We start from the raw sequence: 14289 nt of genomic DNA, 5'->3' as shown, positions 1-14289 counted from the left end.
AGCCGGTGGTGTTTCGGGCAGGGCTGGCCGAGGTTCGAGATGCCGGTGGTGCCGCCGTCGGCCCAGGCCAGGAGGTGGTCTGCCTCGTTGTCCAGGGARTGGTTGGCGCAGCCGGGGAACGGGCACCGGCCGTCGCGGAGCCGGAGCCAGTGGCGCTGGGCCGTCGTGAGCCGGTAGCTGGTCCGGCCGATTTCGAGCGGGGCGCCGTCGCGGGGGTCGGTCAGGACCCGGTGGAAGGAGCTGGCGCCGTCGGCGATGAGGCGGCGGGCCATCGAGGGCGGGATCGGCCCGTGCCCGTCGAGGACGGCCGGTTCGTCGGTGGCGCCGAGCAGGGACAGGACCGGGACGGTGACCAGAACCTGCGCACGCGGGACCGGAACAAGCCCACCCGCAGCCGCTTCGCCGGTGGTGCCGGTGCCGCCGTCGTCCGATCCAGCACCCGTGCCGGTGCCGGTGGTGAGGAGCCAGGTGGCGGTGATGTCGGCGCGGAGCTGGGTCAGGGTCCGGGGCTCGTCCGGGCCCTGGAGGGCGCGGGCCGCCGCGGTGGCCCGGTCCCAGATCCCCGCGGCGGTATCGGCCGGGAAATAGGCCGAGAGCCAGGCCATGCCGTCCCGGTCCGGGGTGTACTCGACCCGCCGGTCCGCGGCGCTCGTGGCGTGGCGTTCCTCGATGCCGGCCGGGTGGTGGCGTTCGCGCCAGGCGCGGGCCTTGGCCCGGAACCGGGACGGAACGAGCTCCCCGGCCGGGCAGCCGCGGGCCGGGTTGGGTGCTTCGGGGTCCAGGAAGTGCGCCTCGAGCCCGGCCGCCCCGGCCGCATCCAGGCTGCTGGTTTCGTCCACGATGATCCGGGCGTGGGCCCAGGAGATCGTGCTGGACTCAAGGGCGGCCAGGGTCAGCGGCAGCGCCGTCGTCAGGGCGTAGGTTTCGGCGAGGAGGGCTGCGGCGGCGCGTTCGCTGACGGTCAGGACACAGGCGACCTCGGCCACCAGTGCCATCTCCTGTACGGCGCGGTCCCGCGGTGACGGCGCCGGCAGCGCCAGGAACCTGGTTGCCTGCGCGTAGTCGGCGGTCAGCCGCACCCTCAACGCGGCCATCCGGGCCTCCATCCGGGCGACCTCGGCGAGCCCGTCCAGGCAACCGTCCGCCAGCCGCCGCAGCGGATCGCCGTCTCCCTGCGGGCAGGCAGCAGGCGCATCGGCATGGTCAGCCCCAACGCCGGCGCCGGCCAAGGCAGCCAGCGCGGCAACAGACTCGGCGACGGCCTCTATCGCCGCCCCGCTCTCCGCACTCAACACACTGTCCTGCTCTCCACACTCAGATCATCTCAGGAGCCACCGACAATTTTTGATGAAACTGAAGTGACCGAGCACCCGGCAGTCCACTTCTGACGGCGGCTGAAAGAGCATGCAATGCCATCGACGCGAGTGTTGAGTGTCGCACGCCTGCGTAGTAGCGTGACAAGCACTGTCAATACGCGTAACACGGACTCGGGAGCGATCATGGCATATATGACACGTGGGCTGGCGGCTGTCACGGCGGCCCTGGCATTGAGCGTGACGGGTGGTGCCGTTGCCGCCCCTGCGCAGGCCGATCCGCGGGAGACCGCAAAGACGTCAACCGCCACTGGGTACGGCGGAGCGGTGAGCACCGTGGATCCGGAGGCATCCGCTGCGGCGATCGAGGTCCTCCGCAAGGGCGGCAACGCAGCGGACGCCGCCGTCGCCGCAGCCGCGACCCTTGGCGTGACTGAGCCCTACAGTGCCGGGATTGGCGGCGGAAGCTACTTCGTGTTCTACGACGCGAAGACCGGCAATGTGGGCACGATCGACGGCCGGGAGACCGCACCGGCAGGAATGCCGCACGACGCGTTCATCGACCCGGCGACCGGCAAGCCCTTCAATTTCACGCCCGAGCTCGTCACAAGCGGCGTCTCCGTTGGCGTCCCCGGCACCCCGGCCACCTGGGCGCGTGCCCTGGACCGGTGGGGCACGTTGAGCCTCGGCGATGCACTCAAGCCTGCCATCAACGTGGCCACCCGTGGATTCGTGGTCGATAAGACGTTCCGCCAGCAGACCCTCGACAACAAAGCCCGGTTCGAGGCGTTTCCCTCGACCAGCAGCCTCTACCTCCCGGGCGATGACGCCCCCGCCGTCGGCAGTGTCTTCCAGAACCACGACCTCGCCGATACATACCGGCTCCTCGCGAAAAAGGGCACGGACGGCTTCTACGGCGGGCCGCTTGCGGCCGAGATCGCGGCCACGGTGCAGGCTCCGCCCAAGACTTCCAACACAAAGCTGCCCGTTCCGGCAGGCCACCTGACGACGGCGGATCTCGCCGCATACCGCGCCCTGGATCAGGCGCCCACGCACGTGGACTACCGCGACCTGGACGTCTACGGCATGGCGCCCTCCAGCAGCGGCGGCACCACGGTGGGCGAGGCGCTGAACATCCTGGAGCCTTCCAACCTGTCCGGGATGTCCACGCCGGGCGCCCTGCACCACTACCTCGAGGCCAGCGCGCTTGCTTTCGCGGACCGTGGCAAGTACGTGGGGGACCCCGCGTTCGTGAGCGTTCCCACCGCCGCGCTCACGGACCCGGTGTTCGGCAAGGAGCGCGCCTGCCAGATTGATCCGCTGCACGCGGCGGCGAAGCCGGTCGCGCCGGGGAATGTGTCCTCGTACGACGGCGCGTGCCCGGCCGCCGCCGTGGCGCCCGCCGACGAGAAGGACACCGAGAACATCTCGACGACCAACCTGACCGTCGCGGACAAGTGGGGGAATGTGGTCGACTACACGCTCACGATCGAGCAGACCGGAGGGTCCGGCATGGTGGTCCCCGGCCGCGGCTTCCTGCTCAACAACGAGCTGACCGATTTCTCGACAGTCTACGACCCGGCCGACCCGAACCGGATCGAGCCAGGGAAGCGCCCGCGCTCGTCCATGTCGCCGACCATCATCCTCAAGGAGGGCAAGCCGTTCCTCGCCCTCGGTTCGCCCGGCGGATCGACCATCATCACAACTGTCCTGCAGACCATTCTGAACCGGGTGGATCTTGGCATGACCATCTCCGGGGCGATCGCCGCACCGCGTGCCTCGCAACGGAATGCGGCCAAGGTCACGGCCGAACCCGAGTTCATCGCCAAGTACGGCAGCCAGCTGGCACCGTTTGGCCATCAGCTCACGCCGTCGGGGGATGCGTTCACGTCGGCAGCGGAGATCGGCGCCGCGACCGCCATCGAGTTTCTGCCCGACGGCGGCATGGTCGCCGCCGCCGAGCCCGTCAGACGCGGAGGGGGATCGGCGATGGCCCTCAAGGCGTCGCGGAGGTAGAGCCAATCGCTAAAACCCTGATTCTGATCAACGGTCTTCCTGGCTCCGGGAAGACCACGCTCAGTCGTCAACTCGGCCAGGCACTGTCAATCCCCGTCATCTCCAAGGACAACCTCAAGGAAGCACTCGCAGACATCGCGTTAGGGAATGTCGGAAGCGGTCGGCTCGGGCAGATCGCTTCCGACACCATGTGGCAGTTGGCGGCGTCGATCCCGGGGGCAGCCATTGTGGAATCGTGGTGGTACCGCCCACGTGACCTGGACTACGTGGCCAAAGGCATCGCTCAATCGGGAAGCCCGAACGTAGTAGAGATCTGGTGTGAGATCGACCCGGAATTGGCCAAGGAGCGATATGAATCTCGTCAGAGGCACGCGATTCATTCAATGGGCGAAGCGGCGGCGACCGCCTGGGCCGATTGGACAGCAAGCGCGGTTCCTCTGTCTCTCGGCCCAACGCTCTCGGTGGGGACATCAGCACCCGTTCACGTTGCCGGGTTGCGAGAACGACTGGGCCCGTTGATGGCCTTCTAACCTCAGGACGGGGGTGGTTCCGACGCGTACCGCGATGGGGCCGAAGAAGGCGCAGGTGGGAATCATCATCTTGGCAAGCCCACCACTACCGGAGTGTGCTCCGCGGCGAGTTGTGGGAATGCGTGGGGGCCGGTCCTGCGATCACGACAGTTTTCGCTCCCGCTTGCTGTGGCATCGCCGGGCGGTCGCCTTCGCGCAGCCAGTCGTCAAAGAACGCGTCGAGCTGCTGGCCGGAGGCCTTTTCCATCACGGCTTCGAAGTCTTCCGTCGTCGCCGTCGAGTCGTTGTAGCGGCTCAACCACGTCCGGGTGCCGCTGAGGAACGCCGCGTCGCCGATCTTCGCGCGCAGCGCGTAGAGGGCAGCCGCCCCGCGGAGGTAGACCTGGCCCGCGAACAAGTTGTCACGGCCCGGGTCTGCGATGTTCAGCGCCCAGCGGTTGTTCGCGTCGAGGTATGCCACCGCGTCCCCGAACTGTTCCGGCGTCGTGGCCGCGCCTTGGTGTTCGGCCCACAGCCACTCGATGTACGTCGCCCAGCCCTCGTTCAGCCAGATGTCCTGCCAGTCGGACGGGCTCACCGCGTCTCCGAACCACTGGTGCCCGAGTTCGTGCACCACCGTGTATTCGTCCGCAACCTCCGAGTAGACCGGCCGCGTCTGCGTCTCCAGCGCATAGTCGACCGTGTCGTCGTCGACAATCGCGCCGAAGGCCTCGAACGGGTACCGCCCGAACTGGCCCTCAAGGAATGCGATCATCTTGGGCTGCAACGCAAGCGACGCCTTCGTCTCGGCCAGTGCCGCTCCCGTCACGTCCGCGTCGATCGCATTGATGATGGGCAGCCCGTGCGGACCGACGTCGTACGACAGGGCAAAGTCGCCGACGTTCGCCGTCGACAGATAGCTGGCCATCGGGTCCGAGGCCTTCCACGTCCACGTGGTCCATCCCGCCTTCGTCGCCGGCCGGCCGACGGGCAGGCCGTTCGCCACGGCCGTCTTCCCCACCGGCACCGTGATGCGGAACGTATAGGTCGCCTTGTCTTCAGGGTCGTCATTCACGGGGTACCAGGTCGCCGCACCCTCGGGCTCATTGACGACCATCGCACCGTCAGCGGTGGTGACCCAACCGTAGAGCGCTCCGGTGGTGTCGAGCGGCCGGCCGGTGATTCCGCCGTACTCGATCACGATCGACGTCGTCTGTCCGGCCTTCAGCTTCGGCCGCAGCCCGACCGTGAGTTCCCAGATCCGGTTCGCGTCGTTCTGCACCTGGGACCACTTGGCGGCCTTGCCGTCGACCCGGACCGACGTGACGCCGAGGCCGCGCAGGTCGAAGTTGAGCGACTCCAGGTTCTGCTTCGCACGGAGGGTGACAGTCGCGACCCCGCTGAGGCGGCCTGCGAGCACCGCGGGATTGGTCGGTGGCGAATAGCGGAGGGCGAGGTCGTAGTGCAGGACGTCGTAGCCGCCGTTGCCGGCGAACGGGAAATACGCGTCCCCGCTGCCGGGAGCGCCCGCCGTGTAATGGGAGTTGTCGTGGCTGGGCGCGGCCTGTGCACCCCCGCTGATTGCGCCGACGCCGGCCACGGCCAGCACGAGGATGACCGCTGTCCGACGCAGGAGCCCTCTGAAGTGCTGCCTCATCACCGATTTCCTCCATCCAGGTCTCGGGATGTCCATTTGGGTGAAACAGCAGAACCGTTGTTCCGAAAAACGATCTCGGTCTGAGAAGTCATGACCGTGCCCCCAATGCAGTTCTGGAATGTCGCCCATGATCCCCACCGCAACTTTGGAAAACCTTGGTACCGGTCCGAAGTGAGGCCGCCGGGCCCACGAAAACCTGCCGCCGATGCGCTGGACTCCGACTATGTACTGAGTGTATAGATGGAGGTGTGAACAACTCTCTTGCCCTCCTCGGGCTGCTGAGCCGGGAGCCCAGCTATGGGTACGACCTGAAGCATTCCTATGACCGCTATTTCGGCACCCAGAAACCGTTGGCATTCGGGCAGGTGTATTCCACGCTGGCCCGGATGTTCCGTGACGAGCTGATCATCGCCTTGGGCGAGGAGAGCGGCGGCGGTCCGGACCGCAAGAAGTATGAGGCCACCGTTGCCGGCAGGGACAAGGTGCGGCAGTGGCTCTTCACCCCCGATGTGCCCTCCGAAACCCTGCAGAGCGAGCTGTTCGCCAAGACCGTGGTCGCCTTGCTGCTCGACGACGACGCCGACCGGTTGTTGGATGCGCAGCGCGCCGAGCACATGGCCCGGATGCGCGAACTGACCCGCCTCAAGCGCGACGCCGACCTGCTGCAGGTGCTGATGTGCGACTACGGCCTCTTCCACATCGAGGCTGACCTGCGCTGGATCGAGCTGACCAGTGCCGGGCTGTCCCAACTCCGAAAGGAGCTCCAGAGCGCATGAGCACGATCGACACCACTGCACCCATCCTCAGCGCCCGCGGTGTCCGCCACGCGTTCGGACAGACCGAGGCGCTGCGCGGTATCGACGTCGACGTTCACGCCGGTGAGGTACTCGCGGTCATGGGCCCGTCGGGGTCGGGTAAGTCCACCCTGCTGCACTGCCTGGCCGGCATCCTTGCCCCGGACAGCGGCGCCGTGGCCTATGCGCCCCGCGGCCAGGAGCCTGTCAGTATCAGCGGACTGGGTGAGGCTGAACGGTCCCGGCTGCGTCTGACCGACTTCGGCTTCGTTTTCCAGTTTGGCCAGCTGCTGCCCGAACTCACGGCGCTGGACAATGTCAGCCTTCCCCTGCTTCTGGGCGGTACCAAACGGGCCGAAGCACGCCGGCGCTCGCAGGAAGTGCTCGAACGGCTCGGGCTGGACGGATGCACTGCCAAGCTGCCGGGGGAGCTCTCGGGAGGCCAGGCCCAGCGGGTGGCCATCGCCCGTGCCCTGGTGACCTCTCCCGCAGTCTTGTTCGCCGATGAACCCACCGGGTCCCTGGATTCCCTGGCGGCCGAGAACGTCCTGACGCTGATGCTGGACCTTGTCCGGGAAGCCGGCACCACCGTAGTGATGATCACCCACGACGCCCGGACCGCCGCATATGCCGACCGGGAAGTGATCGTGCGCGACGGAAGCATCGCTGCCGGCCACCGGGTGCCGGCATGAACCCGGCACTTCTGAAAATAGCGCTGCTTGGCAGCAGGTCCTCCTGGGGCCGGATGGCCGGTGTAGGCGGCGGCGTGGCAATCGGCGTGTGCCTGGTGCTCTTGCTGTGGAGTGCGGCGAACGGTCTGGCCCAGCGCGACGCGCGGGGCGCCTGGCTCCGCGAGCTGGGCCAGCCCTCGGTCACCCTTGCGCTGGCAGCCGACGGGCTCACCGCCAGCGGCCGTCCGGAACCGATCCCGTTGACACCGGACAAGATTCTGCTGGGATTCCCGGCGGATATCTTCCGTGACCAGCTCATCAGTCATCGCGACGTCGCCGCGCTCCCCACAACCACCGTGAAAATTCCGGGCATCGAGGCCCCGCCGGCACCGGGAGAGTACTACGCCTCGCCCGCCCTGCAGCGACTGATCGAATCGACTCCGGCTGAGGAGCTGGGGGACCGGTACGGTCACTTTGCGGGCGTCATCGACGACGCCGCCCTCCCGGGCCCCGATGCCTTGGTGGTCATCACCGGCGTTACGGAGGCCCGGCTCCGGCAGGGTCCGGCGGCAATGTTCGTCACGGACTTCACCACCAATCCCTACGGCGAGAGCGCCAGCCTGTACCGCACGGCGCTGCTGGTCGGCGGAATCGCGGTGCTGTTCCCGGTGCTCCTGCTGGTCAGCATCGCGACAGGCCTGGGCGCGGCCCAGCGCCGGGAACGCTTTGCCACCCTTCGCCTCATCGGCGCGTCGCCGCGGCTGATTTCAGGAATGGCGGCCGTGGAGACCGCCATCCCCAGCCTGGCCGGTGCCCTGCTCGGCGTCGTCATGGCGGCTGTGTTCGGGCCGGCCGCAGCCCAGATTCCCGTCAACGGCACCAGAGTGTTCGTGGCGGATTTCACCTTCGGCGCGGGCTCTGCGCTGGCCGCCGTCGTGCTCGTGGTGGCTGCGTGCGCGCTGGTGGCCGCGGGGCGCACTGCCCGGACTGGCATTGGCCCGCTGGGAGTTACACGGGCCGTGCATGAGAAAGCGCCCACGCTGTGGCGGGCCGTGCCGTTGCTGGCCGGCCTGGCGGGCATGGCCACAGGCGCCGTGTTGGCCAAGATCGACACGGACGGCAACCCGTGGACTTCTCCGCTGCTGCTCGGCGGCTTCGCGCTGACCGCCGTCGGCATCGTCACCTTCGGCCCGTGGCTGACCCGGATGGCCAGCACCATCGGCCTGCACCGGGCGCGCAGCGCAGCCTCCGTCATCGCCGCCAGCCGCATCCGCCGAACGCCCGTTGCCACCTTCCGCTCAGTGTCCGGGCTGGTCATTGCCGTCTTCATGGTCTCCGTCTTCGCCGGAGGCGCCAGCGCAATTGAAACCGCTGAACCGCCTGAGGCCCGTCCGGGATTGCTCCTGCCCACCAGCGTCTACGCGCTCGTGGCGCCCGGACACGCCGCCGGCCAGGTGTCGGCCGCTGCCCAGAGGGCCGGGGAACGTGCCGGAATCCGCAACGTCACCATCGGCTACGCCCCTGCTGCCCCCGGCCCGGCGGGCATCGATGACATCTACATCGCGGCCGGGGATGCACCGTCACTCGGGTTCCCGGAGAGCCGGGCAGAGCACCTTGCGGCCTTCGATGCGTCGTTCTTGAATTCCTGGACCACCGCGCCGGTCCCGCTCACGGCCGCGCCCGTCCGGAGCCTGGCCGGTCTGGCTCCGGTGGTCATGGTAGCCGGTACCGACGGGACACCTGCGGCGATTGACCGGGCGCGCACGGCCTTGAATACGTCGGGGGTCACTGCCACGCCCGCCACCTCCCGAGCGGACACCGCAACGACGAGCAGCGCCCGGCTCATCCAGGGGTTGGCGGCCCTTGCCTACCTCGGCGCCTTCGTCGCCGTAGTCATCGCCGGCATTTCGCTGGCCGTGTCCACGGCTGCCGCGATCCTGGACCGAAAACGCGTGCTGGGCCTGATGCGGCTGATGGGCATGCCCGTTGAAGTTGTTCGCGGGATCATCGCAAGAGAGGCCGCGGTTCCCCTTGTGGCAGTGCTTCTGCTGTCAGCCGGGCTCGGATTCTTCGTGGCCTGGCTGATGGTTATCTCATTTGGCGGGGGCCGGAACATCACCTGGCCCGGCCCCGCATACTATGCCGCGCTGTCCTTCAGCATCCTGCTCGCGCTGGCGGCCGTGACGGCTGCCTTCGGACTCGTCCGCGCCAATACCGCCATCATGGCCACCCGATCCGAGTGAAAACACGGACCTGGCTTTGGGCCTTCCCCGCTTTTAGCCCTCGCAGTCCGTGCAGTAGATATCGGTGCCGGACCGCCGGGCGATCTGGGAACGGTGCCGGACCAGGAAACAGGAGCTGCAGGTGAACTCGTCGTCGGCCTGCGGGATGACCTGGACAATCAGCTCTTCGGCGATGAACTCGCCGCCGGGGACTCCGGCCCCGTCCAGCCCGTCGGCCTCGTCCAGTTCCTGGACGACGCTGCGGGCGTCCGGTGCGTTGGCGGACTGAAGTGCTTCCAGGGAGTTTTCCTGGGTTTCCTTAACGTCCGAGCGGACTTCGTCGTAATCGGTTGCCACGTGGCTTGTTCGCTTTCTCGAGTCTTAACTAGGCTAAGTGCAACGTACGGCACCCCGCGGTTGTTCCGCAGGCGAGGCCAGAATCCACGCCGTGCGGCGTTCGCCGGCCACACCATGGGCGCGGTGCCGGGCGCCGCCGCAGTTCGGGCCTAGGATCAACGGCATGATGCAGGGACCAATCGACGCCGCCGACGGGAAGAACTCGCTCAGCGTCGATGCTGGGATACTCGAGAGCGTCTGGCGCCCGGGTTCCTTTGTGGACGCAGAAGATGCCAGGGACGCCATGCTTGCCGTGGACCGGATCAGTGGCGGGACGCCGATGCCAATGCTCTCCGAGATGACCGACGTGGTGTTCAGCGCGGCGGCCAGATACCAATTCGCACAGAGCAGGGGCGTGGTGGCCATCGCGGTCCTCGGATCCAGCACAGTCGACAGGGTGATCGCTTCCGCCACGAGCCGGGAGACCAAGTACCCGCACGAGTTCTTTACATCCAGGACCGACGCAATCGCATGGCTGAAGGAAGTCATCCAGAGCCGCGATTAGGAATTGCCACAGGGCCTGGCACCGCAATCAAATCCACTCCCGATCCGAGACAGACCGGTCTTTCCCGTTGTAAAGTGTCTTCACGGTCTTCCGCCCCGCTGGCTCCAGGAATGTATGCAGGGCTCTCGGGATCGTGGCCGGTTCCGGGCTCTGCCGGAACGGGAACAAAGGAATCGCCAATGTCCATTGACTTGTCGTCCCGTGCGGAACCCTCACACGGACACACGCCCACGGGCGCGTCGGTCAATGGGCCGGAGGACAGCTGGGCGCGGGGGATACGCCTGCAGGCCACCGAGATCATCGCCGAAGTGCTGTCTGATTCTTCGCCGGGGCAGGCCCGCGCACGGGAGCAGCTGTGCCGTTTGCTGCAGGCCAACCCGGGCCGGCCGGAAGCAGCGCTGGCGGAACACCTGATCGCCCTCCGGGAAGAAACTGCCCGGGACCGCCGAACCAACCTGACACTCGTCAAGGACGAAGGGGCGGCGGAAACGCCCGCACAGCCCCCGACATCAGGCGCCGGACGGTCGACCGGGCGCCGTTCAGCCGCCCGCCAACCCCTGCTGCATCACCGTCCCATCGAGCGCGTGCGCTATGGCCGCGCGGATGCGGGCGTGCTCGGAGGCTTTTCCGGGGAGGGAGCCTAGACCGGGCGGCCAGCTCGACAGGCTCACGGTTCGCGTCGGTTCGCGGCAGCCCGGCTCCGCGGCAACAGGAATCCGACGGCAACAAGCCAGAGGAGGCCGCCGAACCGCCCGACGGGCAGCAGGAACTGGAGCGGCTCGATCACCATGGAGAGGAAACTTAGTTCGGACAGGGCGGCGATGACCAGGCCGGCCCAGGCCAGCCAGCGCGGCACGAAGCGCAGGATGAGGGCGGGGACGGCGATTCCGGCGATGAGGAGTCCCAAACCGACGACATAGGCGACGCCGCCCGTGATGAATGCGAGAAACGACAATGCATGGGTCAGCGGCACATCCGTGGTGATTTCCGGGCGGCTCAGGACCCACCCCACGGCGGCCGAGAGCATGAGGAACACCGAGGCGGCAATGCCGCCAAAGAAGCCGATTGCAGGCCCGGGGACGCGCACGCCAAGCCGGAGCTGCCGGGCGTAAACGGTGGCCGCAAAGATGCCGAGCGGGACCGCCGAGCCGAATTGGAACAGGCTGGCGAGCCGCACGGCGTCGGTGTTCCCGTGAAAATATGCCGCGACCTGGCCGGCGGGGGAGAAGGGCGAGACGTAGGCCTGCCCGTTGGTGAGCATCGCGCTGCTGAGCAGGGCTGCGATCGTGAGTCCCAGGCTCACGGCCGCCAGGATGCCCGGGTTGGGGCCGCCGGGTCGCGTCGACGGAGAAGTGTGGTGGGAGGACAGGTCAGTCATGATCGCTTCTTTCCGATAATTACGTCACAACTAAAATGATTCACCTGTTGAATGATTCTGTCAATGGCGTAATATTGGGGCATGGACTCACCGGATCCGCCGCGGCCGAAGCGAACCGCTTTCCTGCTGTCCCAGCTCGGGGCGCTGGCATCGGCACGCTTCGCCGAGCGCACGCGCGAACTCGGCCTGACCCCAAGCGACGCGGGTGTCCTCCGCCTGCTCGGCCGCAGCCCCGGACTGAGCCAGCGGTCCCTGGCCGACCGCCTGGGCGCGGTGCCGAGCCGCGTTGTTCCCCTCATCGACTCGCTGGAAACGCGAGGGCTGGTGGCCCGCGTGCGCAGCAGCGCCGACCGGCGGAACTACGAGCTCCGGCTGACGGCCGAGGGTACGAAGGTTCTCGGAGCACTGCGCGGAATCGCCGAACGGCACGAGGCCGAACTCCTGGCCCCCCTGACCAGCGAACAGTCTGCGCAGCTGGGCATCCTGCTGACCAGGTTGGCCAGCGCCCATGCCCTCGACACGGACCTGCATCGGGACACGAGGCCGGAATGAACCCGGCGTGCCGGCCGGTTCTTCGAGACAATAGCCGTCCTTTTCAGCCGGCGGGCAGTGTGGGATCATCCCGGTATGGGCGAAAATACTGAACCGCGGGTGACCTTGCCCTCCGGCCCCGAGCGCGTGAAGGGCACGCATCACCGCGACGTTGATGGCTACGGAAATCCGATCACGCAGCAGCTGCGCATCATCGGTCAGCGGCGCCGCGAAGCCGAAGAAAAGCTCGACCGGCACCTGCAGGACGCACGCAAGAGCCACTGAGCGCGGCATGGGCGATGGTAAAGGCAGGCACCCGTGGGGTGCCTGCCTTTCCTTTCCGTGCCCGTCTACTTGGCGGCCACTGCGAACGGCGACGCCTCCTCGGGCGCAGCCACGGGCCCTGCCGCGGCTCGGAACGGGTTGCAGATCCTTACAGCCAGGCGGGCGGACTATTCCGCGGACCGGGTCCGGGATTTCAGTCGCCTGCGGGCCCAGCTGGTCGAACCCGACTCGGAACTCGCGCTACGCATTTCCGGAATTTCACCCGCAGCGGGTGAGGCCCATGCCGGGCCTAATGCAAACAATGGTCATACCCTCCAAAGGGAGGGCTATGGGACAGGCCGTCCCGGAAACGAGAACGCATCTTTGAGAGCAGGAAAAGCAAATGAGTTTCCGGGAAAACTATTGGGATTTTTTGACGGAACCAAGAGCCGGGTGCTGGTCTGACGGCGTTCGCGCCTTGAAGTACGTTTAGGCAGCCGTGCGCGGATTCTTCCAGGACGCGGAAACGTTTGCCTTGCTCCTGCTGGCGGCCCACATATTACTCGTGACCGTCGCAGCTGTCCTGGTGTCGATGAATCGCCGTCCATCCTCTGCCATTGCCTGGGTGCTCGCCATAATTTTCATACCGATCCTTGGTGCCGTCGCATATTTCTTCGTTGGTTACTCGAAACTGCCCAAGGCGCGCAGGGACAAACAGCGCGAAGTTAACGCTCTGGTCCTGTCACGGACTGAAGGCAGCCCGTTCATTAGCCGCGGCCTTGATTGGCCGGAATGGCTGCATTCGGCGGTGGTGTTGAACAGCAACCTTGGGGCCCTCCCTATGGTCTCGGGCAACAGTGCGACCCTGTTGGGCGAGTACAACGGAGCTTTCGATGCCATGATCGCTGATATTGATTCGGCCACAAGTTATGTGCACGTGGAGTTTTACATCCTCGTGCTGGACGCAACGACAGAGCCGTATTTTCAGTCGCTGGCCCGGGCACGACGGCGCGGCGTTGACGTGCGGGTTCTGTCCGATCATCTGGCTGGCCTGAAGTTCCCCGGCCGGAAAGAAACCCTGGAGTTCCTCCAGGAGATAGGGGCGGAATATCGCCCCATGCTGCCGGTGCGGCCGTGGCGTGGCGAATGGCAGAGGCCGGACCTGCGCAATCACCGGAAGATCTGCGTCGTCGATGGCCGCGTGGGATTCACGGGGTCCCAGAACCTCATCGACGCGAGCTACGACACGAAGAGCAACCTGAAGCGCGGGCTTCAGTGGCACGAACTGATGATGCGCGTTGAAGGACCAGTGGTCCGGGAGCTGGATGCGGTCTTCGCGACAGATTGGTACAGCGAAACGGGTGTGATCCTGCCACTGGATTCCAGCGCCATAGGCGTCAGCCATCATTCTGCACTCATCGACGCACAAGTCCTGCCCAGTGGCCCCAGCTTCGACAACGACAACAATTTGAAGCTCTACGCGACGCTTATCCACAAAGCTGAGCGCCGCGTCAGCATCACCAGTCCATACTTTGTCCCGGACGAATCCATCCTCATGGCTATTGTCACGGCAGCTGCGCGGGGGCTGAGCGTCGAGCTCTTTGTTTCCGAGGTCGGCGACCAGAGTATGGTCTATCACGCGCAGCGTTCGTACTACGAAGCACTGCTTCGCGCCGGCGTCAGGATTTACCTTTACCGGGCGCCGAAGGTGCTGCACTCCAAGCACTTCACTATCGATGAGGAAGTTGCGGTGATTGGCTCCAGCAACATGGATGTGCGTTCCTTCAGCCTCAACATGGAGGTATCCGTACTTGTGCACGGGCGCGATTTTGTGGACGCCATTCGCGGGATCGAAGACGGGTACCGCGTGGAAAGCCGCGAGCTGCAGCTCGAAGACTGGATCCGGCGGCCCGTAGCCCAAAAAGTATTCGACAATCTGGCGCGCCTGACCGCGTCTCTTCAATAGGGAACGGTCAGGTCCGACGGCGCTGCAAACACCGAGGCCCTGGCCCGGAAACCCCCGGACGTGCTCA

14 protein-coding genes are annotated in these 14289 nt (G+C 66.6%); 10 read left to right on the top strand and 4 right to left on the bottom strand.

The features are described from left to right. Positions 1-1295: HNH endonuclease signature motif containing protein (locus tag AC1DFR_RS16705; RefSeq protein WP_476873945.1), on the bottom strand; the 1295-nt coding region annotated here is incomplete at its 3' end. Between the two features lie 204 nt (positions 1296-1499). Here AC1DFR_RS16705 and ggt point away from each other — a divergent pair. Together ggt and AC1DFR_RS16695 are read left to right on the top strand one after the other, a co-directional pair. Beyond that, entirely contained in the window at positions 1500-3329 is a 1830-nt protein-coding gene (gene ggt / locus AC1DFR_RS16700; protein ID WP_476873944.1) for a gamma-glutamyltransferase, read from the top strand. After that, the gene (locus AC1DFR_RS16695) at positions 3296-3859 is read left to right on the top strand and encodes a P-loop nucleotide/nucleoside kinase family protein (RefSeq protein ID WP_476873947.1); all 564 of its coding nucleotides are present in this window, start codon (positions 3296-3298) and stop codon (positions 3857-3859) included. Before ggt ends, AC1DFR_RS16695 begins: the two co-directional genes overlap by 34 nt. Before the next feature lie 85 nt (positions 3860-3944). On the opposite strand, the gene AC1DFR_RS16690 is transcribed toward AC1DFR_RS16695, so the two are convergent. Next, positions 3945-5495, bottom strand: coding sequence for a M1 family metallopeptidase (locus AC1DFR_RS16690; RefSeq protein WP_476873943.1), 1551 nt, complete (start codon positions 5493-5495; stop codon positions 3945-3947). A 248-nt stretch (positions 5496-5743) separates the two neighbouring features. On the opposite strand from AC1DFR_RS16690, the gene AC1DFR_RS16685 reads away from it, so the two are divergent. The 3 genes from AC1DFR_RS16685 to AC1DFR_RS16675 are packed head-to-tail and all read left to right on the top strand — an operon-like array spanning position 5744 to position 9203. Then, positions 5744-6271, top strand: a complete 528-nt coding sequence (locus tag AC1DFR_RS16685) for a PadR family transcriptional regulator (protein WP_476873942.1) — start codon at positions 5744-5746, stop codon at positions 6269-6271. Beyond that, positions 6268-6981 carry an ABC transporter ATP-binding protein gene (locus AC1DFR_RS16680; RefSeq protein ID WP_476873941.1) on the top strand — a complete coding sequence of 238 codons (714 nt, stop codon included), beginning with the start codon at positions 6268-6270 and terminating at the stop codon, positions 6979-6981. Before AC1DFR_RS16685 ends, AC1DFR_RS16680 begins: the two co-directional genes overlap by 4 nt. Then, entirely contained in the window at positions 6978-9203 is a 2226-nt protein-coding gene (locus AC1DFR_RS16675) for an FtsX-like permease family protein (RefSeq protein WP_476873940.1), read from the top strand. The genes AC1DFR_RS16680 and AC1DFR_RS16675 overlap by 4 nt, the downstream gene beginning before the upstream one ends. Positions 9204-9236: 33 nt before the next feature. Here the strand turns inward: AC1DFR_RS16675 and AC1DFR_RS16670 are convergent, their stop codons facing one another. Further along, positions 9237-9539, bottom strand: a complete 303-nt coding sequence (locus AC1DFR_RS16670) for a DUF4193 domain-containing protein (protein WP_476850076.1) — start codon at positions 9537-9539, stop codon at positions 9237-9239. Between the two features lie 163 nt (positions 9540-9702). On the opposite strand from AC1DFR_RS16670, the gene AC1DFR_RS16665 reads away from it, so the two are divergent. Both AC1DFR_RS16665 and AC1DFR_RS16660 read left to right on the top strand, forming a co-directional pair. Beyond that, positions 9703-10083, top strand: a complete 381-nt coding sequence (locus AC1DFR_RS16665) for a DUF7793 family protein (RefSeq protein ID WP_476850075.1) — start codon at positions 9703-9705, stop codon at positions 10081-10083. Between the two features lie 179 nt (positions 10084-10262). After that, positions 10263-10727: a hypothetical protein gene (locus AC1DFR_RS16660; RefSeq protein ID WP_476873939.1), complete on the top strand. Its 465-nt coding sequence runs from the start codon at positions 10263-10265 to the stop codon at positions 10725-10727. A gap of 23 nt (positions 10728-10750) precedes the next feature. Here AC1DFR_RS16660 and AC1DFR_RS16655 read toward each other — a convergent pair whose 3' ends face one another. Continuing rightward, positions 10751-11461: a hypothetical protein gene (locus AC1DFR_RS16655; protein WP_476871667.1), complete on the bottom strand. Its 711-nt coding sequence runs from the start codon at positions 11459-11461 to the stop codon at positions 10751-10753. A gap of 81 nt (positions 11462-11542) precedes the next feature. On the opposite strand from AC1DFR_RS16655, the gene AC1DFR_RS16650 reads away from it, so the two are divergent. The 3 genes from AC1DFR_RS16650 to cls all read left to right on the top strand — a co-directional run bounded on the left by AC1DFR_RS16650 (position 11543) and on the right by cls (position 14222). Beyond that, positions 11543-12013, top strand: coding sequence for a MarR family winged helix-turn-helix transcriptional regulator (locus tag AC1DFR_RS16650; protein ID WP_476856870.1), 471 nt, complete (start codon positions 11543-11545; stop codon positions 12011-12013). A gap of 75 nt (positions 12014-12088) precedes the next feature. After that, entirely contained in the window at positions 12089-12277 is a 189-nt protein-coding gene (locus AC1DFR_RS16645) for a hypothetical protein (protein WP_476858354.1), read from the top strand. 478 nt (positions 12278-12755) lie between these two features. After that, the gene (gene cls, locus AC1DFR_RS16640; RefSeq protein ID WP_476850071.1) at positions 12756-14222 is read left to right on the top strand and encodes a cardiolipin synthase; all 1467 of its coding nucleotides are present in this window, start codon (positions 12756-12758) and stop codon (positions 14220-14222) included. The last annotated feature ends 67 nt before the right edge of the window (positions 14223-14289 follow it).

The organism is Arthrobacter sp. 05T410, from assembly GCF_056396505.1.
The sequence above is the reverse complement of the archived record's forward strand: the minus strand, read 5'-3'. Positions and strand labels throughout refer to the sequence as shown.

Coding starts and splice junctions, on each gene's coding strand:
- AC1DFR_RS16675 (WP_476873940.1), top strand. CDS start 6,978: ATGAACCCGGCACTTCTGAAAATAGCGCTGCTTGGCAGCAGGTCCTCC.
- AC1DFR_RS16660 (WP_476873939.1), top strand. CDS start 10,263: ATGTCCATTGACTTGTCGTCCCGTGCGGAACCCTCACACGGACACACG.
- AC1DFR_RS16690 (WP_476873943.1), bottom strand. CDS start 5,495: ATGAGGCAGCACTTCAGAGGGCTCCTGCGTCGGACAGCGGTCATCCTC.
- ggt (WP_476873944.1), top strand. CDS start 1,500: ATGGCATATATGACACGTGGGCTGGCGGCTGTCACGGCGGCCCTGGCA.
- AC1DFR_RS16665 (WP_476850075.1), top strand. CDS start 9,703: ATGATGCAGGGACCAATCGACGCCGCCGACGGGAAGAACTCGCTCAGC.
- AC1DFR_RS16645 (WP_476858354.1), top strand. CDS start 12,089: ATGGGCGAAAATACTGAACCGCGGGTGACCTTGCCCTCCGGCCCCGAG.
- AC1DFR_RS16680 (WP_476873941.1), top strand. CDS start 6,268: ATGAGCACGATCGACACCACTGCACCCATCCTCAGCGCCCGCGGTGTC.
- AC1DFR_RS16650 (WP_476856870.1), top strand. CDS start 11,543: ATGGACTCACCGGATCCGCCGCGGCCGAAGCGAACCGCTTTCCTGCTG.
- AC1DFR_RS16655 (WP_476871667.1), bottom strand. CDS start 11,461: ATGACTGACCTGTCCTCCCACCACACTTCTCCGTCGACGCGACCCGGC.